We start from the raw sequence: 24,454 nt of genomic DNA, 5'->3' as shown, positions 1-24,454 counted from the left end.
CGCGGCTTCAGCCCATGCAGACCGCGCTGAGACCCCCCGACGCATTCTCGCCACACAGCGGTTCCGGTTCTCCTTCCGCGAGGTGACGTTGCTGTCATTTCCGCGTCCAATTTGCATCGGTTATCCGCATCTGATTGGCTCGAGGGCGACATGTTCTATCACGCCGCGTTTCCCCGTAGCGATCCAGCTTCAAACACCTTGCTTTGGGCTACAGCGGTTCCTCGATCGCCGTATACCGAAGCCACGAAGGCAAGTGGCTTTTTCATCTGGAAAAGCCACCTCGATGGAGGCCGGAAATGGCTACATGAATTGTGAAACCGGTCTATCTTGCGCTGAAACTAGGCATAACAAGCCCTCGCCTTTTACAATGCAGCAGGGACCCATCCCAACCCAGCTCTGCTGCGGAATCAGCACACTTGGCGGCTTTCGCCTGACCAGGATGAAGGAATCGCATGAAGTTCAGGAAATTCGGCAAGGCTCTTCTGATGACCGCGCTCTCCGCTGGCGTAGTCTTCGGCATCTCGTCTTGCGTGCAAAGTTTTTCGGTTGGCTATCTCTACATCACCGGAACGCAAACAGCCTCCACCACCGGCGCAGGCATTATCAGCGGCTTCAAAATCGACCACAATACCGGCAATCTGGTCCCCATCGCAGGCCTTCCGGTCAGCTCCGGCGGGGCTAACCCCGTCCGGGCCGTGCTGCTGACTGGAGGACGGTTCCTCTATGTGCTCAACCAGGGCTCAACCAAGGACGGCGGACCTTGCAGCCCCACCGATGTCTGCTCCAACGCAAATATCACCCAATTTTCCATCGGCGGCAACGGTGTGCTGGCCCCCCAGGGAACCTACTTTACCCAGGGAAACAATCCCTTCCGCCTGGTTGCCGACTCGACCGGCTCACACATCTTTGTGCTCGATCATGATGCTCCCAGTGGCGCAGGATGCTCGCTGGTCTTCGGTGTACAGGTGACCACTTGCGGCGACATTACCGCGTTTTCGGTCGACTCCACCACCGGACGCCTGAGCTACGTCCTCAATTCGCAGGTCACCGCTTCCACCGGCGCGCCGCTACCCTACTTCCCGATCCCGGCGAACCCTATCGACTTCGTGCTTACAGGAAACTTCTTCCTCACGCTGAGCGGCACTCCGGCGACCGGCGATTCGGTTTTTCCGTATGCCTACAATGCGGGAAACGGCCAGCTGACCATCAATCAGAACAGCTCGCAGCCGCTTGGCATCAGCCAGGCAACGGCGATCGTCTCGGCCGGCAGCCAAATCTACGTCCTCGATGATGGCCCGAATACGAACACTCCACCTTCGAATGGCCAGATCTTTGCCTTCACTGCGGGTACAAACGGATCCCTTCAATCCTTAGCCAACGGCAATATTCCCGATAGTGCCACATTCTCCAAGCCCATCCTTGCGCTCCAGGCAAATGGCAAGAGCTGGCTTTACGTCCTCAATGAAGGCGACAATGCCAACACGACTGTTGCTCAGAGCGGGATCGCAGCCTTCACCATTACGACCCCGTTTCAGGCGTCGCCGATTTCCGGCCAGACCGGTGACACAGGCGGGACAGGCGCCGGCCCTCAGTGCATTCTTGAGGACCCGTCCAACCAGTACATCTACACCGCTAACTTCAACGATTCATCCGTCACGGGCCTCTCGATTGACCAGAACGACGGAAATCTAACTCCGCTTAATCAGTCGACGAAGGCAAAAAGCAGTTACAAGCTTCCCGGCCCCGGGACATGGTGCGTTGTCACCGGGCGCACAAGCTAATACCTTCGCGGCAATGTTCTTCACCGAGTGAGAGCGGCGCCTATGGCTGCTCTTACTCGACCCGCAAAGGCTCTTGAAGGTGTAGGACGCAGCAGATTCGATCAGAGTGCAATTGCAGAATCAGGCATCGGACGATTCAGTTCGAAGATTCGATTTTCAGAAGGTCACGAAGTTGGCTCCAACACGAAAGATGCGCATGAAGTTGAACAAACCGATTCAATTGCTGGCCATCTCGGCGGCATGTCTGCTGGCAGCCTCCTTCCTCGCAGCCTGCGCCACGCTCACCGTGGATTTCGTGTACGTGACCAGTGCCTTGGCGGCGGGCCCCAACAGCTACGGAGAAGTCGACGTTTTCGAGATCAACTCCGAATCAGGCCGCATGCGCCAGATCGTCACTTCGCCCTTCCCTTCCGGCGGCCGCAATCCCGTTGCTGAAGCCGTGTCGCCCGACGAGGCAGATCTCTATGTCGTCAATGAAGACGACAATTCTATCGTTCAGTTCGTCATCGGCAGCGACGGCAAGCTCTACCCTCAGAACACCGTGAATACGCCCGGCATCTTCCCGCTCGCGACAGCTGTCTCAGGGAAATTCCTCTACGTCGTCGATCTCTATCAGCCGCTGCCAACGTGCAGCCCGGCTTCACCCTGCTCGGGATCTGTGGCCGTTTTACCCATTTTGGATGCAGCGCAGGCTGGTGCTCTCAAGCCCCCGCAACCCGCCGACACGCTGGGAACTCCCGTGGTGAACACTGCCATCAGCGCCAGCTATTGGCCACTCTCGCTGTCGGGCGGTGCCGCATCTGACGTCTTCGTTCCCACTGCGGTCGCGGTGGCTGCATCGGGGCCCTATGTGTACATCGCGGGCTATGATTCCAACACCGGCATCGGCTACGTTTTCGGATTTGTCAGCGGCTCCGATGGCACCCTCACCTCGATTCCCGGTTTTCCCCTGGCCGTTGGAACTCATCCCAGCGGAATCGCGAGCGACGCATCCGGCGCCTATCTCTACGTCGCAGATTCCACCCAGAACCTGGTCTACGGTTTCCAGATCAATGGCGGGGCACTAACCGCCCTGAGCGGCAGCCCGTTCGCCACAGGCGGACGGCCAAGTGCCATCCTGCTCGACGCAAACGCCAAGTATGCCTTCGTCGCCAACGGTCAGGATTCAAATCTGAGCGTCTACTCTGTCGCCTCCGGCAATCTGAGTCGGCTCGGAACGTACACAACTGGTACGCAGCCCGTTGCCATCGGCATCGACCCTTCGCTGAATCAGTACGTCTATACCGCAAATTTCCTCGGCAACAACGTATCGGGATTTCAGTTGAACTCCAGCGACGGTTCTCTTATCAATTCGCAATTTTCACCGTCCGCCTCCAACGCCAATCCAACAGCGGTAGCGGCAATTACGCATGGAAGCAGAAAGAAATAGCTCAGCAGTAGACGTCCTCCGGCCGGCTGCGCTCAGAAAGACCCAATTCGACTTGCAGCAGCACCCCCTTTCAGGGCTTTTACAATGACTGATAGGAACCTCAACCAGCATTCTCGGGGCTTGACCTTGACAGCCCGTGACGAAGGAAGCGCATGAAGTTCAGCAAATTGAGACAGCTCATGCTGGTCTCTGCCATCGGCCTCGTTGTGGCCACGCTCTTTTCAGGTTGTCAGCTTGTGACGATCGACTATCTGTTTGTCGCCACTTCCGCAAGCAAAATCGGCTCAAATGGCAGCGCCTGTCCCGCCGGTGAGATCGAAACCTTCGCCGTCGATTCTGAGTCCGGTGCCATCCGCTCGGCGCAGCCCCAGGTCTGTTCCGGCGGCACCACGCCAACGGCAATCGCCATCTCTCCCGGTTACCAGAATCTCTATGTCGCCAACCAGGTGGATATGAACGTCGTCCACTTCGCCGTCGCCGCCAACGGCGTCCTGACTAAAAAGGAGAGCGCTCAGCTCGGCACAACGCCCGTTGCCATGTCGGTCAGTCCCGACGGCAATACCCTCTATGTCGTTTCCGGAACCACGACAGCAACCCTCACGGCCTATTCGCTTTCTTCAGGTGCACTGGGCTCAGCGGCTAATCAGGTCAGCCTCACGATCCCGGGCTTTGCCTCGGATTCCGTCGTGCCGACCGGTGTCACCGTCCTCGCAAACGGAAATGCCGTTTATGTGACTGCTTACGACTTGTCCTCCTACAACCCCGGAGGAGTCACAACCAGCACCGCAAACCCCGGATGGTTGTTTGGATTCACAACCGGCTCCGGGGGAGCATTGACCGCAACACCCGGAAGCCCCTACAACGCGGGCGTCAAGCCTTCTGCCCTGGCTGCAGACCCAACCAATCGATTCGTTTACGTTACCGATTTCGCATCGAACCAGTTGATCGGCTATGGCATCTACTCCGGCTACACCCTCAACTTCCTGGTCAACGGCCCCTACAAGACCGGTGGACAACCTTCGTCCATTGCGATCGATCCTCGCGGCAAGTTCATCTACGCCTCCAATTCGCTTGACGCCAGTGTGACCGCATACGTAATCGATCTGACGACCGGTACGCCATCGACTGCAATCAACTCAACCGGCTCGCAAACCAACAGCACCGATACGCAGCCCGTCTCTGTCGCCGTTGATCCTGCACTTGGCCGCTTCGTCTACACAGCCAACTTCCTCGGCAACTCGGTCTCCGGTTTCCGGCTCGATCCAACTGCGGGTACGCTGAAACAGACGCAGACAACACCCTATCCCACCGGAGTGCACCCGGCGGCCCTCGTCCTGGTGCCGCATGGCAACCACTCCACACAAACGGTGACCCCGTAACCCACTGGATAAGGGGAACCTTGAAGCCCAGCCAATCGGCTGGGCTTCTGCTTTTGCGGCGCAGATGGAATGAATTCACCTAAACGTTTTACCAGCGGTTCCCGCATCGCTATACTGGCTCCGCGTCCGGCGCGCGAACAAAGCCGCGCGCAAACACACAAGGAGATCGCCTCGTGTCTCAGCGCCTTCGCTTCACTTTGCTTGTCATCTCTGTCCTGCTTGCCACACCTTGCCAAACTCTCGTCGCGGCGCCTGCGCCCGATCACGATCGGTTTCGTGTCGCTGTCTACATCCCCGTCTCCGTTGTGCAGAAGATGAAGGATCCTGCCTACCTTCAGAAGTCCTGGGACGACCTCTCCAGCCAGGTCAAAATCGACAAGGTCTACATCGAGACCTATCGCAGCGGAACCATTGCCGAAGACGCGAATCTCGAACAAGTTAAGGCCTTCTTCGCCTCTCATCATGTCGAGACCGCCGGCGGCATCGCCTACGTTGGCCGCGGCGACACGGCAGGCGCCGACGCACCCGATGACAGCGGCGGACAATTCGTCTCCATGTGCTACACCGACCCCAAACAGCGCGATTACGTCAAACACATCGCCGAAATCACCGCGCGCCATTTTGACGAAATCATGCTCGATGACTTTTTCTTCAATAACACCAAGTACGATTCCGACATTGCCGCCAAGGGCAATCTCTCCTGGGATGCATTCCGCCTCAAACTCATGGATAACGTCTCCCGCGATCTCGTTCTTGGCCCAGCGCGCGCCATCAATCCCAAGGTCAAAATCATCATCAAATTCCCCAACTGGTACGAGCATTTCCAGGCCAACGGCTACGACCTCGACCAGGAACCGAAGCTCTTCGACGGCATCTATACCGGCACCGAGACCCGAGACCCGGTTGACAACGATCAGCACCTGCAGCAATACGAGAGCTACGAGATTGTTCGCTACTTCGAAAACATCGCGCCCGGCCGCAACGGCGGAGGCTGGGTCGATACCTACGACAGCCGGTACATTGATCGCTACGCCGAGCAGCTATGGGACACCATGCTCGCCAAGACGCCGCAGATGATGCTATTTCAATACAGCGATCTGCTTCGCCCCGCCGGGATGGGCAATCGCCAGGCATGGAGCAACCTGCCTACCACCTTCACTGCCGCCGGCCTCGAAAAGTGGCACGCCGACTCGGGCAGCAGCGCATCAGTCAGCTACGCAACCACCGCCGGCTATGCGCTCTCCCAGGTCAATGCCGTCCTCGGCAAACTCGGCAAGCCCATCGGCATCGCCAGCTACAAGCCCTACCAGTCCACAGGCGAAGATTTCCTGCAGAACTACCTCGGCATGATCGGCATCCCCATCGAAATGCACCCCGACTTTCCGACCGAAGCCCACACCATCGTGCTCACGCAGGAAGCCGCCTTCGATCCGGATCTGGTCAGCAAGATCCGCACCCACCTTGAACAAGGCGGCAACGTCATCATCACCACGGGCCTTCTGAACCTGCTGCAGGACAAAGGAATTAAACAGATCGCCGAAATCCACACCACTGGAAACGTACTCCGCGTCAATGAGTTCTGGGGCGGCTATGGTGCGGGCAGTGGAGCCGATTTTGGCAAAACCGCCGACATTCTTGTCCCTGAGGTCGCCTTCCAAACCAATGATGCGTGGCCCATCGTCCGCGGCACTGCAAACGGCCGAGGCGCGCCGCTGCTGCTCATGGATCGCTATTCAAAAGGCATTCTATTTGTCCTGGCAATTCCCGAAAACGCCAACGATCTCTACGCGCTCCCACAGCCGGTTCTCACCGCAATTCGCCGCTACATTCAATCAGGATTCCCGTTCATCGTCGACGCGCCAAGCAAGGTCAGCCTCTTTGCTTACGACAACCACACCTTCGTAGTCGAGTCGTTCCTGGATGCACCGGCCGATATCACCGTCAACGCGGCCGGAGCGCCATCGCACCTCCGCAATCTCGCGACCGGCAAATTGATCCGCCCCTACTCCATTCCACAATGTATTCGCTCGCCGCATTGCGCCCTGTTTGACGTCTTCAAAATCACCCTTCAACCCCACAGCTTTATGGCATTTGCGGAAGAACAATAACAAGGAAGGCGGTGCTCCCGACGCCCGCGTCAGGAACCCGCTGTGGCCTCTGTGAACTAAGAACTATGAACTATGAACTTCGTTCATCTCCACACGTGCATCCATCCGCGCAAAATGCGCTGCACGGGCTTCTCTACAAAGTGGAGCGCCAGCAACGCCATCGCGATCAGCAGTACGTAACTGATCCAGGGATCGAACCGCGCTAGACCTAGCCTGTTCAGCACGTGCGAATCATGAATCATATTCCACATGTTGAAATGGAGAAGATAGAGGCAATAGCTCGCCTCGCCCACAAACACCAAGGGCCGCATCCCCATCACCTTCGATAGCGGATTGATTCCTGCCAGCCCGAGAATCATGCAACCAAACAGTGGCATAAAGAAGCCGTCATGCAACAGCGGATATGGAAGCCGGTATGCCTGGGTTAGAGTCACAAATGTCGCCGTAAAACCGAAGATCCCCAGCACCAGCCGACGGTTCCCCATGCGCGGAACCACTTCATCCAGCTCCGCTAACAGAACTCCAAAAACAAAACTCGCAAGGTGCGGGATCGGCGTATATTTCAGCGCCTGCAGCCACGGCCCAGAGCTGAAGCGATCCACGTGCGCCAGCCCATCGGGATTGAAAATCACGTATAGTGTTCCCGGAATCAGTCCGGCCATCCACACCAGACCCATCTTCGCCAGGTGCGGTCCGATCCGCTCCGGCTTCTTCCACCGTGCCATCCACGGAAAGAGCACATAGTAGAAAGACTCGGCCGACATCGTCCATGCCGGAGTATTCAAGAACGTCGCAATATCCGGGATCCACCCCTGCAGTAGCAGCGGCGACAGCGCCATGCCCGTCCAGAACATCGCATGCGTATGGGATCCCCACTCCAGGGGAATGATCTTGAACGCCAGGATGAGGCTCAACAGATAGATCGGATAGAGTCGCGTGAATCGCGCCTCGTAGAACCGCACATTGCTCAGTTCACCCGCGCGCGCTTTCGCGTTGTAGTTGTACCCCAGCACGAAGCCCGAAAGCAGAATGAAAAAGCTCACAGAAGCGTAGCCGGCGTTTACAACCGGCGCCAGCGGCCCGAACCAGTTTGGATTGGAAAAATGGAATAAAACGATGTTGACAGCCGCAAAACACCGTAGGCCCGTCAATGCATCAAGCCGCGCTGGCTTTTTCATTTCCACTTGCTGTTTAGACGCCAAATCGCCGCCGGCTGACGCAATTACCGAGGGCCCAGGATTTCATCGAACTGCGCATACCGACCCGGATCTTCGGATTACCAGTCAAGGAAAACTGTGAACTTCAAACCATGAAATGTGAACTGCCGCTACGCCGTCACGAGTGAACCGACCTTTTCGCCCAGCACGACTCGCCGGATGTTCCCCGGCTGGTTCATGTTGAAGATGATCATTGGAAGGTTGTTGTCTTTGCAAAGACTCACCGCGGTAAGGTCCATCACCTTGAGCCCTTGCTTCAGGATCTCCATGTAGGTTATCTCGTCGTACTTCACGGCGTCCTTCACCAGCACCGGGTCGGCACTATAGACGCCCTCCACCTTGGTTCCCTTCAGCAGTACGTCGGCTTTAATCTCCATTGCACGCAAGCTCGCCGCCGTGTCGGTAGAAAAAAACGGATTCCCGATGCCCGCCGCAAAGATCACGACCCGGCCCTTTTCAAGGTGCCGCACCGCCCGCCGGCGGATATATGGCTCCGCCACCTGGTTCATGAATACCGCGGTCATCACTCGACACTGCACGCCGCGCTGCTCCAGGGCGTCCTGCATCGCGATGGCGTTCATCACCGTCGACAGCATGCCCATGTTGTCCGCGGCCACACGGTCCATCTCCTTCGCCTGCTGCGCTACCCCGCGAAAGAAATTGCCACCACCGACCACGATCCCGATTTCCACCCCCAAATTGTGGACCTCGGCAATCTCTTCGGTGATCTCAGCGACCTTTTCAGCATCCAGACCAAACCGGTTCGGACCCGCCAGTGCCTCTCCCGAAAGCTTGAGAATAATCCGCTTATACATGCCTTTTCGAGTATCGCACACGCACCGAGACCCAACGGATGCTGGTCCCAAACTACTCAGGAAGGCTCCCAAAGTTTCAATTCTGAAACAAAAGGAGCCCGTCCGGAGCTTTGCTTCAAAGCCTTTAGTAGGTGTACACCCGCGCATCCCACGCGCCCAGTTTGAGCTTCGAGCCGCCCGTCTCGGGCGTGCCCTGCACATTGGCCAGCACCAGCTTGCCCGCTGTTACTCCCTCGGGAAGTGTGTAGTCCAAAGGCTTTTCCCCAAAGTTCAGCACCACCAGGAACCGCTGATCCGGTTTGGCCGGCACCTTTAGCGTACGCGTGTAAGCAAACACCTGCGTATTGTCCGGATCGAGATCCTTGTAGTCCCCGTAAACAAAAGCCAGATGCGCATGATGAAGCCCAATCGCCTCCTGCGTATAGCGCAAGATCGACTCCGGATCGGCCCCCTCTTTCGACGCGTTGATCTCCTTGTAATTTGGATTCATCGCCAGCCACGGCTTCGCCGCGTCGCTCGTGAATCCCGCATTCGGCGCATCGCTCCATTGCATCGGCGTACGGGAATTGTCGCGGCCAAATCTCCGCGACTCGGCAATAAATTCCCCTTCCGTCATCTTTCCGCCGAGCACCTTCTCCTTGTACGCGTTCTTCACTTCGATATCGTTGAACTGGTCGAGCCGCGTGAACGGATAATTCGTCATGCCCAATTCATCGCCCTGGAAAATAAAAGGCGTACCACGCAGTGTCAGCAGCATTGTCTCAAGCAACTTCGCCGAGCGTATACGAAACTCCGCCGTTGAGGTATCGCCATAGTTCGACACAAGCCGCGGATTGTCGTGGTTCGACAAAAATACCGTGTCCCAATCCGTCTTGCTCAGCGCCGTCGCATGGTGATCGTAGATCGCCTTCAACTGTGGCAGCGTCCACTTCGCCTCCGAGTAGAACTCCCCGCGATTCAACCGCACCGCATCGAAATTGAACACCATATTCAGTTCGTGCCGTTGGCTGTTGATGATCTTCGGCTCCTCTTCAAGCGTGATCCCAATCGCCTCGCCCACCGTCATCACGTCGTACTTCGACAGCACCTCGCGATTCATCTGCTGCAGATACTCATCACGATGCGGCCCATTGGCCCAAAGGCGCGGCGGATCTTTCATTTCTTCCGGCGTAAGATCCGGCAATCCCGGCTGCTTTGAGATCAGCGGAATCACGTCCATCCGGAATCCATCCACACCCTTGTCCAGCCAGAACTTCATCAGCGCAAACACATCCTCGCGCACCTTGGGATTGTCCCAGTTCAGATCCGGCTGCTTTACCGCGAAATAGTGCAGATAGAACTGCTTCGTCGTCCCGTCCCATTGCCACGCCGAGCCCGAAAAAAAGCTCGGATAATTATTCGGCGGCAACGGATGCGCGGGATCTGCCGGATTCGGCTTCCCATCGCGCCAGAAGTAGTAATCGCGATATGGACTGTCCTTCGACGACCGCGACTCCACAAACCAGCGATGCTCATCCGACGTGTGATTCACCACCAGGTCAACGATCAACCGCATGTGACGCGCCTTGATCCCCGCCAGCATGCGATCAAAGTCCGCCATGGTGCCGAACTCCTTCATCACCTTGCGGTAATCGCGAATGTCATACCCGTTGTCCGCATTCGGCGAGTCATAATGCGGCGACAGCCAGATCACATTCACACCCAGCTTCTTCAAGTAATCGAGACGCTGCGTGATGCCGTTCAGATCACCGATCCCATCACCGTTTGAATCCTGAAAACTGCGGGGATAAACCTGGTACACCACGGCTTCCTTCCACCACATCGGCTCATACCCGTTCACCCGTGCAGCAGAGTTGTGGACGGTTGATTCGGCTTTCGCAGCGTTCGAACTCTGCTGCGCGAAGGTTTGGTCAATTGAAATCGCGGCGAAGACAAATCCTAGTGCAAGCAAAACAGTTGTTCTTTTCACGCGCCAAATCATATCGCAGCTGGCTCTCTTCCGCTCGTGATTCCAGATTTCAAGGTCCTCTTTCCTTCATCGATGTAACCCATACTTGTATCCAGACTTAGAACAAACCACGTTAACTCCGGCGAGTCCTGAACCACCCTCGTAACTTGACAGTGCCTTCGCACTGGTTTATTTTACTTTGCAACGTAAAGTGAGTTCCTGATGAGCTTCCCGATTCATCCCCTCGACAAGGCACTCGGCGATATCACCAGCATTCGCCGTCAGGTCGCGCGCACCACTGAATTCCGCGGCTATGGCGCCGCCACACTCGCCGCCACCGGCATCTTCGCCATCCTCGCTGCTGTCGCGCAAGGCTTCCTGCTGCCCGATCCCGTCAACCACATCGGCAACTACCTCCGCATCTGGATCACCACCGCCGTCCTCTCCGCCGTCCTCATCGGCATGCAGACTCTCACCCGGACGCGCCGCATCCATTCCGGTCTAGCCGACGAAATGATCCTCATGGCAGTCGAGCAGTTTCTTCCTTCCGTCGGCGCCGGTGCACTCATATCTGTCATCCTCGTCCGGTTTGTCCCTGGATCTGTGTGGCTGCTTCCCGGGCTTTGGCAAATCACTTTCAGCCTCGGCGTCTTCGCATCCTGCCGATTCCTGCCCAAGCCGATGACGGCCGCAGGTTGCTGGTATCTACTCACAGGTCTCACCTGCATCGGCCTCGGTGATACGCGCGCACTCACTCCATGGACCATGGGAGTGGCCTACGGTGTCGGCCAGTTGATCGTCGCCGCGGTTCTCCTCTGGGGCTCGAAAGAAGATCGCGATGAAGACTAAGTCGTCCAGCAGCGAAGGCCGCTTTGCCTACGAAGGCCTCGATCGCGTCATCCACGAACGCGCGCGCCTCAGCGTGCTGACCTCGCTCATCACCAATCCCAAAGGCGTGCCCTTCAACGATCTCAAGCAGCTATGTGCCCTTACCGACGGTAACCTGAGCCGTCATCTCAGCGTTCTCGAAACAGCCAAGATGGTCGAAATCATCCGCGGCCACGACCGCAACCGCCCCCAAACCATCTGCCGCATTACACCATCCGGCCGCAAACGCTACCTCGAATACCTCACTACCCTCGAGCAGGTAGTCCGCGACGCCGCCGGCGGCGCAAAACCAGATCCAGCGGTTTCTGCCTTCCTCCAGAATCTCGCCCCTTCGCGTACTTAAAATTTTTTGCCCAATAACTTTGCAGTGCAAAGTGCAGAGTCGGAAGTACAGGAATCATCCAAAATCACGATCTGCAGGAATTTACTTTATGACGCAAAGCAAATCGCAAACCGGCCTCCACGTTGCGATCATCATGGACGGCAACGGCCGCTGGGCCACCCAGCGAGGGCTGCCACGCGTCGCCGGCCATCGCGCCGGCGTCTCAGCCGTGAGGCGCGCCGTTGAACACGCGCCAGACCTTGGCATCCGTGTCCTCACCCTCTATGCCTTCTCGTCCGACAACTGGGCGCGCCCCCCACAGGAGGTCCAAAGCATCTTCTGGATCATCCGCGCCTTCCTTCGTCTCGAGTGCGAGCGGCTCCGCCAGCAGGGCGCCCGCCTCGAAGTCATCGGGCGTCGCGACCGTATTCCTTCGCCGCTCTTGCGCGAGATCGAACGCACCGAATGCGCTACTGCGAACGGACACACCCTGAATCTGCGCATCGCCATCGACTACTCCGCTCGCACCGCCATTGCTCAAGCTGCGGCCGATGCATTCGCAGCCATTCCTCCACATGAGTCAATCACCGCAGATAAATTGCGCAACATCGTAACCCAAGGGCTCTCCTCTGAAAGCGGAGCGGTCGACTTGCTCATTCGGACTGGCGGCGAACAGCGTCTTTCCGACTTTCTTCTCTGGGAAACGGCGTACGCCGAGTTGGTGTTTACCCACCGCATGTGGCCGGATTTCGACGAATCCGATCTCGCCCGTGCCGTCGGCGAATTCAACCACCGCGAACGTCGCTTCGGCGCGATTCCCAACCTGCCTCTCGAACCCTCCTGCCATCTCCCGGATAACGCGCAATGACCGCGATCTCCCGCCGCGCTCATGCTTCGCGCCCGCTCTGCGTGAAATTCATCCTGCCCGCGCTCACTGAGGCCACCGATCCTTACTGGCGTCCCATCAAGTACTCCCTCTTCCCGCCCCTCGGCCTCGCGACGCTCGCTGCCTATCTCTCGCCCGATGACCACGCCGTCATCGTCGACGAACATGTTCAGCCGCTCACGCTCAACGACGCGCCCGATCTCGTCGTTATTCAGGCCTACATCACCAACGCTTACCGCGCATACAAGATCGCCGACCACTACCGCACCATCGGAGCGTTTGTATGTCTCGGCGGACTTCACGTAACGTCCCTTCCCAACGAAGCTGCGCCCCATGCGGACTCGATCTTTCTCGGCCCCGGCGATCAGACCTTCCCGCAATTCCTCAAAGACTTTCGCGCCGGCACGCCGCAACCTGTCTACACCTCAACATCGGGTCGTACACTCGAACGCATCCCGCCGATTCGTCGCGACCTAATCCGCCGCGCTTCGTATCTCGTTCCCAACTCCATCGTCGTCACCCGCGGCTGCCCGCAGCATTGCGACTTCTGCTACAAGGATGCGTTCTTTCAGGGCGGCCGCGGCTTTTACACGCAGCGCGTCGACGAGGCTCTTGCCGAGATCGACCGTCTTCCCGGCCGCCATCTCTACTTCCTCGACGATCACCTTCTCGGTGACCGTCATTTCTCTGATGCGCTCTTCTCCGGTATGAAAGGCATGGGCCGGCTCTTCCAAGGTGCAGCCACTGTCGACTCCATCCTCCGCGGAGACCTCATCGAGCGCGCCGCTGAAGCCGGTCTGCGCAGCATCTTCGTCGGTTTTGAAACCCTCACTCCCGACAATCTCCGCCGCAGCAACAAGCGCCAGAACCTGGGTCGCGACTACAAAGCTGTAGCTGACCGCCTGCACTCGCTAGGCATCATGATTAACGGCAGCTTCGTCTTCGGCATGGACGACGATGGCGATGACGTCTTCCGCCGCACCGTGGACTGGGCCGTCGAACACGGCATCACAACGGCGACCTTCCACATTATGACTCCTTATCCAGGCACGCAACTTCACGCCCGCATGATGCGCGAAGGGCGCATCGTTACGCGCGACTGGAACGCCTACGACACGCGTCACGTCGTCTACCGCCCCGCACGCCTCTCTCCCGAAGCACTTAAGAATGGATACGACTGGGCCTATCGCGAGTTCTATCGCTGGTCATCCATCGCGCAGGCCTCGCTGCATCACGGCACACTCAAACACCAGTTGAAGCATTTCTTTTACGCATCCGGATGGAAGAAATTCGAGCCGCTCTGGGACATGCTGATTCGCGCCCGTCAACTCACCCGCGTGACGCCTCTGCTTGAAGCCGTCCTCTCACGCGTCACCAGGACTGCGCCGCCCCCTCGCGCCAGCCAGATACCCAACCCGTTCCCGATCATCTCGCCCGACATTCCAACTTGACCGGTAGCAATCGCGCATAAACAACAAAGGCCCGAAGCTTGCGCTCCGGGCCTCTGCCATCTTGCATCCACCCCCCAGGGATGGATCGCTTAGATATGCCGGCTTACTCCGCCGCCGCTTCCACGGCCTTGGTCTGAGACACAGTCCAGTCCGGCGCACCTACTTTAAACCGCGCAAAGCGTCGAACAGTGAGGTTCTCACCGAGCTTGCCGACCTTCTGCGCAATGAGCTCCTTGATGCTGATCGCCTGGTCCTTGATGAACGGCTGCTCCAGCAGGCAAACCTCTTCGTAGAACTTCGCCATCTTGCCTTCCAGCATTTTCTCCACAATGTTTGCAGGCTTACCGGTCGCTGCTGCCTGGGCGCGATAGATCTCCTTCTCGCGCTCCATATCCTCGGGGCTCACATCCTCAGGCTTGATGTAGCGCGGATCGCTCGCGGCGATATGCATCGCGATATCCTTCAGTAATTCCTGAAAGTCCTCGGTGCGCGCCACAAAGTCGCTCTCGCAGTTCACTTCCACCATCACGCCAATCTTTCCGCCGGCGTGAATATAGGTTCCCACCGCACCCTCATTGGTTGTGCGGGCAGCCTTCTTCTGCGCTGAAGCCATGCCACGCTTCCGCAGCACCACAAAAGCATCTTCGATATTTCCCTTGGTCTCCTGCAGAGCCTTCAGGCAGTCGCCCATCGGCGCGCCAGATTTTTCGCGGAGCTCCTTCACCAACTTTGCATCTATCTTCTCTGCCACTGTCGTCATCTCGCTTCCTTCTCGTTTGCGAATCAATATTCGTGTTTCATGGGCATTGTCGCCCGGCCCTCACCCAGTGTTGCTCCGCTGTGCCTGACATAAGAAAAGCGTGGCAACCAGACTGCGCGGCCACGCTTGTCTCGGTCTACTTAAGAACTTACAGGGCGCGTTCGGCCACTTCCTCTTCGTCGATCGCCGCCTCTGCTGCTGGAGCCTTGCGAACTCCCGCACCAAGCGCCGCATCAAAATCGACGTCTTCCACGGGTGCCGCTTCCGCCGCAGCAGGAGCTTCACTCGCAGCCACCGGAGCTTCTTCCGCCGCAGCAAACGCCTTGTCGCCCACCAGGTTCACGCCTTCGGCTGCCGAATCGGCGATCTTCGAAGTGAACAGGCGGATCGCGCGCAGCGCGTCGTCGTTGCCCGGAATCACGTAATCCACCACCGTCGGGTCGCAGTTGGTATCCACCACCGCCACCACCGGGATGCCCAGCTTGCGCGCTTCCTTCACCGCAATCGCCTCGTTGTTTGAGTCGACGATGAACAGCGCATCCGGCAGACGCTTCATATTCTTGATGCCGGCCAAATTCGCCTGCAGGTGCTTCCGCTCCCGCTCCAGGCGAATCACTTCCTTCTTGGTCAGCAATTCGTACCGGCCGTCCGTGGCCATATCATCCAATTCCTGAAGGCGCTTCACCGACTTCTGCACCGTCACCCAGTTGGTCAGCAGGCCGCCCAGCCAGCGCTGGTTGATGTACGGCATGCCCGCCCGGTTGGCCTCTTCAGCCACGGCGTCCTGTGCCTGGCGCTTGGTGCCGACAAACAGAATCGTCTTGCCGCTCGCGCACAGTTCAGTCACAAACTTCGACGCGTCCTTGAAAAGCTTCAGCGTCTTCTGCAGGTCGATGATGTAAATGCCGTTGCGCTCGCCAAAGATGTATTCCTTCATCTTGGGATTCCAGCGCTTCGTTTGATGCCCGAAGTGAACACCAGCTTCGAGCAGCTCCTTCATTGTGATCGTGGCCATTGGCCTCCTTCGTGGATTGCATCCGGGCTAACCTTCGTCTGGCCCGGATTGAAACCCGCTCACGCGGGAGATTTAACACCAAGTTCTGAGTTCAAAGTTCATAGCGAGAACGCGCTCTGAAACTAAGAACTCTGAACTACGAACTGCATACTGCAAGCGCTAGCGCTTGCTGAACTGGAACCGCTTGCGTGCACCCTTCTGTCCGTACTTCTTGCGTTCCTTCTGGCGAGCATCGCGCGTCATCAGGCCTTCAGCCTTCAGCAGCTTGCGCAGCTCGGGGTTGAAGAGAACCAGTGCGCGGGCAATGCCCATCTTCACTGCATCGGCCTGCGAAGAGACGCCACCACTCGAAACCGTGGTCACCACGTCGAAGCTCGACGCCAACTCCGCAACCACGAGGGTGCGCTTTGCGGCAACACGCTGCGCCTCGGTTACGAAGTAGGTCTCGAAGGGCTTGCCGTTCACCTTCCACTCACCGGTGCCCGGACGCAGAAAAACGCGGGCAATCGCCGACTTGCGGCGCCCCGTCCCGTAATACTGAACCAAATCTGCCATTCAATCCTCTTAGCTCTTTGCTGTCAGCTTTCAGCCTTCAGCTTGTTCTTTCCGAACCCAATCTTCACTGCTCCAAACCGTCTGAAAGCTGACGGCTGAAAGCTAAAAGCTGCGCACTCCAATTTGGAGTGCCACCGGCTGCTGCGCAAAATGAGGATGCTTGTCGCCGCGATAGACCTTCAGCTTCGATCCCATCGCACGGCCCAGCTTCGACTTCGGCAACATGCCCTTGATCGCCTCTTCCAGAATCTTCTCCGGCCTGCGAGCCAGCAGACGCGAGAATTCCTCTTCGCGCAGACCGCCGGGGAATCCCGTGTACCGGCGATAGACCTTCTTCTGGCTCTTTAAGCCCGTCAGGCGAACCTTCTCGGCGTTGATCACGATCACATGGTCGCCCATGTCGATGTAAGGAACGTACTTCGGGTTCAGCTTGCCGCTCAGCACATCGGCCGCCTTGGTCGCCAGGCGCCCCAGGGTCTGGCCGCTGGCATCCACTACATACCACTTGCGGTCAATATCCTTGCCGCTCGGAACAAAGGTGCTCATCTCTCTCCTGCCCTCTATCAACTCAAAAACTGCAGCGCAACGCGCGCCAGCGGTTTTTCGATTCGCCGTTTCTCGAAGCCACTTATGCCTAGTGGCGCTTTCCTTAAGAAAGGGCCACCTTGCACTTCGCCGCAAGGACTCGAAAAATCGAACAACCGCTCTCCCCATGGCATCCGCGCATGGGATTCAATTCTGCCCACTTCCAAACAATCCTGTTCGGGTGAGGACTGCGGCGCTTGCCCTCAAAAAGGGCCCTGACTCTGCTGGACTTAGCCTGCTGTCCCAGCCGAAGGTGCCTGTTCCGGTCGAATCCAACACAGGAGTTCAATCAGCCGGGTCCGGGCTAAACCCCATCTCCTCATCGACTTGAAAGCTGTCTCAGAGGGCCCACAACAGACCCCAGGCGCAACACCGCACAAGACCCTTAGGATACCCGAATCTCCAAGCAGAGTCAACGAAATGCAGCTTTCGGGAGTGGGTCAGTTTGAAATTCGACTAGGGGCACTCTGATTATAGGCGGCCTCACCAACCATCCAGAACACGCCCAGACCAATGGCAGCCAGAAGGATGATTATAGCTACCGCTATTACGGCGTTGCGCTTCCGCCAAGTGGTTGTCGGATTGGTAGTTATTTTTATCATGTCTTGTCGGGGCCGACTTTCGACGGGTGACCAGTGCCGGGTGCCCCATTCATGCAGTTTCATCGCATGAGTGGGATCGGCTCACTCAATCCCCCGCCTTCAGCCCCAAATCCCGCTTCATAGGATGCGCCTCAGTATTAAAAATGACCGAATCAAATTCCAGCGTCGACTCGGGCGCGAAGAGCAGATAGAGATACTTCAGCGTCTCGGCGAAGAAGAAGCTCTCCATGTCGTCCTTCTTCTGCTTGCTGCGCACGTCGGCCAGCGCCGCATATGCCTCGTCGGTCCGGCAATACTTCACCAGCCCATCCAGGTACGTTCGCCCCATCGCCAGGTACTTGGCGTCGTGCGCGTAGTGGTAGAGGTAGTAGGTCGACTCGATAATCTCCGGACGCAACTCGTAACCGGGGCTCGTAATCTGCATCTTTGTGTAGTCCAGCGTCTCCGGCTCAATGCCAGCCAGGTTCCACATCTTGTAGCTGGAGTCCTGCAGTTCCGCCGCCCGGTGAACGTCATTCCCCAGCGCGAGCACCGCGGGATAGAAGGCATCAAGCGCGCCATAATTCGTATGCGTCCGCTGTCCGCTGTTCATATCCGCCTGCCCGAACCACAGTCCGTTCGGCTCGTTGTCGGCGAGATATTTGTCGATCGCCTCCTCGCTCTCCTGCCACATGCGCGCGCAGTCCTTGTCGTCGAAAAGGATCGACGCCTTCAGCAGGTACTCGTAGTAGGAATCGATGCCACCCATAATGCCTGCCGTCGGATCGGTCCACTTCCCCGTCTCGACGTCGATCTCCGACCCGACCAGCCCGATCGGGGAACGCCGCTTGTAGAGATCCACAACGGCGCGCTTGGCCATGTCGTAGTAATTCTGCTTGCCCGTGAGCCGCGCCAGCATCCCGTACTCCAGCAACAAGGTCCCGATCTCCGCCGGATTGCTCTTCGTCCCGCGCACCGCGCCCGTGTGCAGATTGACGTACTCATACGGCATCCCCGTTGGCGAGTCGAACATGGGAGCCATGCGCCGTCCGAGGTCGTCGGCCAGTTCCAGCAGCCGCTTGTCGCCCGTCATCTCGTAGCAGGAGATCAGGCTCCCCAGCAGGCGGATCGTGATTTCGAAATCCTTGACGTAGATGTCCTGGTCGAGATTCAGCTTCGTATCGATCAGCGTGCGCGCCTCGTCGGCCTGCGGTTTCAGTCCCATCAGCGTCAGCGTGTCCAGCGCATCCACCGGCGTCATCAGCAGGCTGTGTCCCTCGCCATACCAGTCGAATGGCTTGAGCGTAAGCGGCTTCAGCGCGTCGTGCCCCCAGGCGTACTTCTTGTAGCCGTTCCACGCATGCAGCGTCGCCGCGCGAACCCGCTCCGCCATCTCCGCCTTCTCCGCATCGCTCATCGCCTTTGCAGGAGCAGTTGACGGTGCTGAGGGCGGAGCTTTGCTCGGAGCAGCGCTCTGCGCAAATACAACCAACCCTGACAAACCGGCCAATACAAGAACAACCGACCAACAGAACTTCAAAGCGCGCATCGGAACCTCTCCAGACACCGAAAACATCATACGGAATGAGGCCGCATACCGCGTCATCCTGTGGCGTTCCCGAGCAGAATCATTGTGTTTGCTGTGTCATCCTGATCGAACGGGGCCCCGAACGGATTTCAGGGGTCCCCCAAAAGCGATTTGTGCTTTTTGGGGCGGAGTTCGGGGTGGTGAGCGAAGGATCTGCTTTGGTTTTGCTGCGCCTTCCCCCAAAAAATCTCGCACAAACAGAACCACCCGGAACCAGGTTCGGTTCCGGGTGGTTTAGCTGAAGACTGACAACTGAAAACTTATAACTGCTTTTACGCCGCGGTTTCGTTCATCGACTTCACCCTGAACCGCTTCATCTGGATCGACAGCGTCCGCTCGATCTTGCGCAGGTCGCCGCGCTCCGCCGGTCCGGCGAACGTTGAAGCAACACCCTTGGCCGATGCGCGACCTGTCCGGCCTACGCGGTGAACAAAGTCTTCCGCCAGTTTCGGCATGTCGAAATTGATCACGTGCGCCACGTTGGCTACGTCGATGCCGCGAGCGGCAACATCCGTAGCAACCAGCACGCGGTGATGACCTTCAGAGAAACTCCGCAGTGCCGAGTTTCGCTGCGACTGCGAGCGGTCCCCGTGAATCTGCGTCGCCGACCAGCCCGAACGGCTGAGCCTGCGCGCCACGCGATCCGCACCGTGCTTGGTGCGCACAAACACCAGGAAGCTCCCATCCTCTGATTCCAGAAGATGCTCGAGAAGCTCCTGTTTCTTGTCGGCAGCCACTTCGAACGTGCGCAACTCCACGTTCTCCGCCGGCTTCAAAACAGAACCGATCTCGATGCGTACCGGGTTGTTGAGATACTTGCGCGCCACTTCCTTCACCGCGCCTTCTAGCGTGGCGGAGTAGCAAAGCGTCTGCCTCGACTGCGGCAGCGTCGTCGCAATGCGTGCAATGGCCGGCTGAAAGCCCATATCGAGCATCCGGTCCACTTCATCCAGCACCAGTATTTGAATCTGGTCCATCCGCACGAGTTTCCGTTTTAGGTAATCCTCAAGCCTGCCCGGTGTAGCCACGATCAGCCGTGCACCGCGGCGAATGGCGTCCAGTTGCGGACGCTCCTGCATGCCTCCTACCACCAGCGCAACGGTCTGCAGCGGGCTGGTCCGAACGGCCTTGAATGCCACCTCGACCTGCATCGCCAGTTCGCGCGTCGGCAACAGAATCAGTGCCTGTGCCGCGTTCCGGTCCTGCATCTTCTGCAGCATTTCCACAATCGGAATCAAGAAGCCGAGCGTCTTGCCGGTTCCGGTCTGCGCCGTTGCCAGCACGTCGCGGCCTTCGAGAGCCGGAGGAATGCAGCCCGCCTGCACCGGCGTGGGAGTTACAAAATTGTTTTGGTTGAGCCGCGCCATCAGGGCGGCCGAAAGGGTGAACTGCGAGAACTGTGTCGTCAAAATATATTCATTTCCTGAGTTCCGGAGCCCGTCTTCCCTGGGGCCTGCAATCGGAACCCGACCTTGCAGCCGCACACACGAATCCTGTTCGCGTGCGAGCCTGCTCTTCAATTTATGCGTAAGGGAGAACCAAATACGTCCCTGGGACTGACCATCAGACTTTCCAACGACTTCTGAGGTCCGGACCTGCCACACGCTACTTCATGCCGCCGTTGGACTCATTGTCCGCAGGCACCACACTCAACAAACTGCTCGGAGCACACTGCTCCAGCCGGAAGTGGTTACGCTGTAGGGGCTTGGGGGAAATCTGTGCCAGGCTGAATTGCCTTGATAAGAATGGGCAAACCGCCGCTCACGTCCAAATCACTGAGCGCAAAGCTAGTATAGCACGGTTTCGCCTTTTTCTCGCCTTCGTGCGAGTCCGCGCTCACCCTGTTCGACTTAGCTACCGCTCTTCCAGCCGCGAAACCACCTGCCGCACCAGCTTCTCCAGTTCCGCATTGACCGGCGCATTCGCAGCATCCGGCGCCGGCAGCGGCGCCATCCGCGCATCCGGGAATCCAAGTTTCCGCTTCAGCACCAGGATCTCCTGTATCTTCTCGTCAGGAATATAAGTCAGCGGCTTTCCGATCTGCTCGGCAATCAGGTACGTCTTGCAATACGACTCAAGAATCTCCGTCAGCCACTCGGCATGCGTCACCGTGTCGCTCCAGCAAACTACGCCGTGATTCGCCAGCAGAATCGTGTTGTGGTCATGCACAAACGGCAGCACCGTCTCGGCAAAGGCATGCGTACCCGGCGTCTCATAACGCGCCAGCGCCGCAGGCCCGATAAAAATCTCGTACTCCGAAATCAGACCAACCGGCGGCGTGGTACCCGTAAGCGAAAACGCCGTTGCATACGGCGGATGGCAATGCACAACCGCACGCGCACGCGCATTGGCACGATAAATCTCCAGGTGCAGCAGCAGTTCGCTGGTGCGCAGCCGATCCCCGGCCACAATGTTGCCGTCCATATCCGAAAGACAGATATCCGCCGGCTCCAGGTCGCGCTTGCTCATCATGGTCGGCGTGCAGAGCACGTACTTCGTGCCCAGCCGGCAGCTGATATTGCCGCCATTGCCGTCCACGTACTGCCGCTCCCAAAGCTTTCGCCCCACGCGAATGATCTCCGCACGCAGAGCCTCGGCCTCAAACGAAATCGATGCTGCAGAAGGGGAAAGTTCATCAGGTTTGGGTACCCGTAGAGCCTCCACAACGGCCTCAACGACTTCCCTCACCTGTTCTGAAATTGGATTCGCAAACTGTTCCATGCAGACCTCGCTGGGACAGCTCCAGTGCGGCGCGGATGCAACCCGCCCGTTCGAGTTCCCACCTCTACATATAGGTCCGAATGACCATCCCTGTTAGTGACATGGATCACCGAACAAGGACCAGTCAACCCAGCGGTTTCGCCCTGCAGCCGGCCCGCCCATCGACTCTAAGTAATCTCTTCGAAAGCTGTGCCCCGTTCATCGATGAGCGGGTTTCAATCCGCAGCCACCAGCTTCCTCTGCAGCGCTTCCAGCGTCTGCCCCTTCGTCTCCGGATAGGTAAACAGCACGGTCAGGAACTGGATGGTGGTCATGATGGCGAAAAACGTAAATGGCGCGCTACGCCCCAGGCTCACAACCAGTACCGGAAACTCCAGCGCAATGATCGTGTTCATGATCCAGTGGCTGGCATTGCCCACTCCCTGCCCCTTTGAGCGCACGTGATTGGGGAAGACCTCCCCGATGTAGACCCAGATCACCGCTCCCTGTGAAAGCGCAAAGAAGGCGATGTAGGTGATGAAGATCCATACCAGCGCCCCCGGGTGCGAATGGCTGGTGAAGAGCCACGATACCGCGGCGAGGCAGCTCGCCGTGCCCGCCGCGCCAATCAGAAGAAGCGTCTTGCGGCCCGCCTTGTCAATCAGCGACATGCCCACAATCGTGAAGACCAGGTTGGTGAACCCGATGGCAATTGCCTGTTTATCCCCCGAGATCTGGGTAAATCCCGCCGACGCAAAAATGCTGGGCAGGTAATAGAGAATGGCGTTAATGCCCGCCAGCTGGTTAAAGGCGCCAATGGTGATCGCCAGAAACAGGGGATAGCGGTATTTCCAGCGGAACACCGGCTCGTGGGCTGACGCATGCTCCTCTGCAAGTGCAGCGCGGATATCGGCCAGCTCAGCTTCCGGATCCGGATCGCCCATCAGCTTAAGCACGGCCAGTGCTTCATCGATACGATTCTTTGAGGCGGACCAGCGCGGGCTCCGCGGAATGAAAAAGAGAAGCGCCAGAAATCCCGCCGCCGGTATCGCCGCGATACCCACCTGCCAACGCCACTCGGTCGCTCCCAGATGCAGCAGACGGATCAGGTAATTAGAGGTGTAGGCTACGAGAATTCCAAACACCACGTTGAATTGAAACGCGCCGACAAGCCGTCCGCGCCATTTCGCCGGTGCAAGTTCCGCAATGTATACCGGGCCGAGTACCGAAGACGCGCCGATACCCAGCCCGCCAATAAACCTGAAGAGCATGAAAGAAGGCCAGTCCCATGCAAGCCCGCAGCCAAGTGCGGATAAAACATAGAGAACAGCGGTGATTCTCAAGGTCTCGCGGCCGCCGAGCTTCTGCCCGGCGGTTCCTGCGCCCAGGGCTCCGATCACCGTGCCCACAAGCCCGATGGCGACGGTCAGTCCCTTATTCTGCGGACTCAGCCCATAGAGTTTGACCAACGCATCGATTGCCCCGGAGATGACAACCGTGTCGAAGCCAAAAAGCAGGCCGCCAAGCGCTCCGGTGAGAGTCGCTTTCATCAGGTTCAGGTTGGGTCGCATAGTCTCGCTGTCCTTGCCCCTTGGTCCTTCAATGCCCAGAACATCCTACAGACCGGAACCCGGAGCAGCAAACCCCTTGATGATGAGCTGTATAAATGCACCGCCTGATCTTAGCTGAATCAAATCTTGCGCGAGCCTCCAGGAGTGACAACGAGCGCGCGGCAGCGGCCAGAATCTCCTGCACTCCATGCCATGGCCATCTCGCTGTCGACATAGGCGCAGTCTCCGGTCTCAAGAACCTCGTGCATGCCACCCGAGTCCAGATACAATTTGCCCTCGATCACGTAGACCACGGCGCACTCGGATCGACCAGCTTCAGACAAAAGGCCTACGGCGCCGCAAGGATACTCCATGATGCGAGCAATCAGCCGCGCGTCGATGCTCGGTGCGTGAAGCGGAATCTGCTTCGCCGCCTCCTGGCCTCTCCCATTTCCAACCAGGTGGGCTTTCCGGGTGATGGCCAGCGTATGCTTTGTGGCGTCGCTGAAGAAATAGCTCATTCCGACGCCATAAACCCGGCAGATATTCGCCAGCGTCGGCAAAGTGGGAATCATCCGGTCGGTTTCCAGTTTTGACAGCAGTGCGGTCGACAAGCCAGTTTCTGCCGCAAGCCGCGAAAGCGTCAGATGCTTTTGCGTGCGCAGCGAGCGCAGCTTCATGCCGATGCTGTAGGGCTCAAGTGACCAGCGCGCGTAAGACGGTCCATTCGCCATGACAATTACCTCGCATAGAGTCTTCCGCAAATCCATCTTCCATCTTCTGAAGGATTTCTGAATTATGAAAGGTGGCGCGTTGGAGAGCAACGTTTTAGCATGATGAAAGCGTTCTTGGATTCGGCCCGACACACATCTGTAGAGCTTTCAAAATTCATGCAA

At 58.0% G+C, this 24,454-nt stretch carries 20 protein-coding genes; 8 read left to right on the top strand and 12 right to left on the bottom strand.

The features are described 5' to 3' along the window. The first annotated feature begins 452 nt into the window (after positions 1-452). The 4 genes from WCA10_RS16360 to WCA10_RS16345 all read left to right on the top strand — a co-directional run bounded on the left by WCA10_RS16360 (position 453) and on the right by WCA10_RS16345 (position 6,697). Positions 453-1,781, top strand: a complete 1,329-nt coding sequence (locus WCA10_RS16360) for a beta-propeller fold lactonase family protein (protein WP_472823584.1) — start codon at positions 453-455, stop codon at positions 1,779-1,781. 196 nt (positions 1,782-1,977) lie between these two features. Then, complete coding sequence (locus WCA10_RS16355) at positions 1,978-3,210, top strand: lactonase family protein (RefSeq protein WP_472823583.1); 1,233 nt, start codon at positions 1,978-1,980, stop codon at positions 3,208-3,210. A gap of 152 nt (positions 3,211-3,362) precedes the next feature. After that, positions 3,363-4,589, top strand: a complete 1,227-nt coding sequence (locus WCA10_RS16350; protein ID WP_472823582.1) for a lactonase family protein — start codon at positions 3,363-3,365, stop codon at positions 4,587-4,589. Positions 4,590-4,762: 173 nt separating this feature from the next. Continuing rightward, complete coding sequence (locus tag WCA10_RS16345; protein ID WP_472823581.1) at positions 4,763-6,697, top strand: hypothetical protein; 1,935 nt, start codon at positions 4,763-4,765, stop codon at positions 6,695-6,697. An 83-nt stretch (positions 6,698-6,780) separates the two neighbouring features. Here WCA10_RS16345 and WCA10_RS16340 read toward each other — a convergent pair whose 3' ends face one another. From WCA10_RS16340 to WCA10_RS16330, 3 genes are all read right to left on the bottom strand, one after another. Continuing rightward, positions 6,781-7,875 carry an acyltransferase family protein gene (locus tag WCA10_RS16340; protein ID WP_472823580.1) on the bottom strand — a complete coding sequence of 365 codons (1,095 nt, stop codon included), beginning with the start codon at positions 7,873-7,875 and terminating at the stop codon, positions 6,781-6,783. Between the two features lie 149 nt (positions 7,876-8,024). Continuing rightward, positions 8,025-8,729, bottom strand: a complete 705-nt coding sequence (gene pyrH / locus WCA10_RS16335; RefSeq protein ID WP_472823579.1) for a UMP kinase — start codon at positions 8,727-8,729, stop codon at positions 8,025-8,027. A gap of 124 nt (positions 8,730-8,853) precedes the next feature. Beyond that, complete coding sequence (locus tag WCA10_RS16330; protein WP_472823578.1) at positions 8,854-10,698, bottom strand: glycoside hydrolase family 13 protein; 1,845 nt, start codon at positions 10,696-10,698, stop codon at positions 8,854-8,856. 201 nt (positions 10,699-10,899) lie between these two features. Here WCA10_RS16330 and WCA10_RS16325 point away from each other — a divergent pair, with 201 nt between their 5' ends. From WCA10_RS16325 to WCA10_RS16310, 4 genes are all read left to right on the top strand, one after another. Next, on the top strand, positions 10,900-11,526 hold the full coding sequence (locus WCA10_RS16325; protein ID WP_472823577.1) for a hypothetical protein: 627 nt from the start codon (positions 10,900-10,902) through the stop codon (positions 11,524-11,526). After that, positions 11,516-11,908, top strand: a complete 393-nt coding sequence (locus WCA10_RS16320) for a transcriptional regulator (RefSeq protein ID WP_472823576.1) — start codon at positions 11,516-11,518, stop codon at positions 11,906-11,908. Before WCA10_RS16325 ends, WCA10_RS16320 begins: the two co-directional genes overlap by 11 nt. Positions 11,909-11,996: 88 nt before the next feature. Beyond that, the gene (locus tag WCA10_RS16315; RefSeq protein ID WP_472823575.1) at positions 11,997-12,755 is read left to right on the top strand and encodes a di-trans,poly-cis-decaprenylcistransferase; all 759 of its coding nucleotides are present in this window, start codon (positions 11,997-11,999) and stop codon (positions 12,753-12,755) included. Then, positions 12,752-14,224: a B12-binding domain-containing radical SAM protein gene (locus tag WCA10_RS16310; protein ID WP_472823574.1), complete on the top strand. Its 1,473-nt coding sequence runs from the start codon at positions 12,752-12,754 to the stop codon at positions 14,222-14,224. Before WCA10_RS16315 ends, WCA10_RS16310 begins: the two co-directional genes overlap by 4 nt. 103 nt (positions 14,225-14,327) lie before the next feature. On the opposite strand, the gene tsf is transcribed toward WCA10_RS16310, so the two are convergent. From tsf to WCA10_RS16265, 9 genes are all read right to left on the bottom strand, one after another. After that, entirely contained in the window at positions 14,328-14,984 is a 657-nt protein-coding gene (tsf, locus tag WCA10_RS16305) for a translation elongation factor Ts (protein ID WP_472823573.1), read from the bottom strand. A gap of 148 nt (positions 14,985-15,132) precedes the next feature. Further along, a complete protein-coding gene (gene rpsB, locus WCA10_RS16300) occupies positions 15,133-15,999 on the bottom strand; it encodes a 30S ribosomal protein S2 (RefSeq protein ID WP_472823572.1) in 867 nt (288 codons plus the stop codon). A gap of 159 nt (positions 16,000-16,158) precedes the next feature. Next, positions 16,159-16,554, bottom strand: coding sequence for a 30S ribosomal protein S9 (rpsI, locus tag WCA10_RS16295; protein WP_472823571.1), 396 nt, complete (start codon positions 16,552-16,554; stop codon positions 16,159-16,161). 102 nt (positions 16,555-16,656) lie between these two features. After that, positions 16,657-17,100, bottom strand: coding sequence for a 50S ribosomal protein L13 (gene rplM / locus WCA10_RS16290; RefSeq protein WP_472823570.1), 444 nt, complete (start codon positions 17,098-17,100; stop codon positions 16,657-16,659). A 726-nt stretch (positions 17,101-17,826) separates the two neighbouring features. Beyond that, complete coding sequence (locus WCA10_RS16285; RefSeq protein ID WP_472823569.1) at positions 17,827-19,269, bottom strand: glycoside hydrolase family 47 protein; 1,443 nt, start codon at positions 19,267-19,269, stop codon at positions 17,827-17,829. A gap of 311 nt (positions 19,270-19,580) precedes the next feature. Then, positions 19,581-20,717, bottom strand: a complete 1,137-nt coding sequence (locus WCA10_RS16280; RefSeq protein ID WP_472823568.1) for a DEAD/DEAH box helicase — start codon at positions 20,715-20,717, stop codon at positions 19,581-19,583. Between the two features lie 445 nt (positions 20,718-21,162). After that, the gene (locus WCA10_RS16275; RefSeq protein WP_472823567.1) at positions 21,163-22,029 is read right to left on the bottom strand and encodes a class II aldolase/adducin family protein; all 867 of its coding nucleotides are present in this window, start codon (positions 22,027-22,029) and stop codon (positions 21,163-21,165) included. 215 nt (positions 22,030-22,244) lie between these two features. After that, complete coding sequence (locus WCA10_RS16270; RefSeq protein ID WP_472823566.1) at positions 22,245-23,579, bottom strand: sugar porter family MFS transporter; 1,335 nt, start codon at positions 23,577-23,579, stop codon at positions 22,245-22,247. A 119-nt stretch (positions 23,580-23,698) separates the two neighbouring features. Then, positions 23,699-24,292, bottom strand: coding sequence for a helix-turn-helix domain-containing protein (locus WCA10_RS16265; RefSeq protein ID WP_472823565.1), 594 nt, complete (start codon positions 24,290-24,292; stop codon positions 23,699-23,701). Between the last annotated feature and the right edge of the window lie 162 nt (positions 24,293-24,454).

Source organism: Occallatibacter sp. (assembly GCF_049582745.1).
Lineage (GTDB): Bacteria > Acidobacteriota > Terriglobia > Terriglobales > Acidobacteriaceae > Telmatobacter.
The sequence above is the reverse complement of the archived record's forward strand: the minus strand, read 5'-3'. Positions and strand labels throughout refer to the sequence as shown.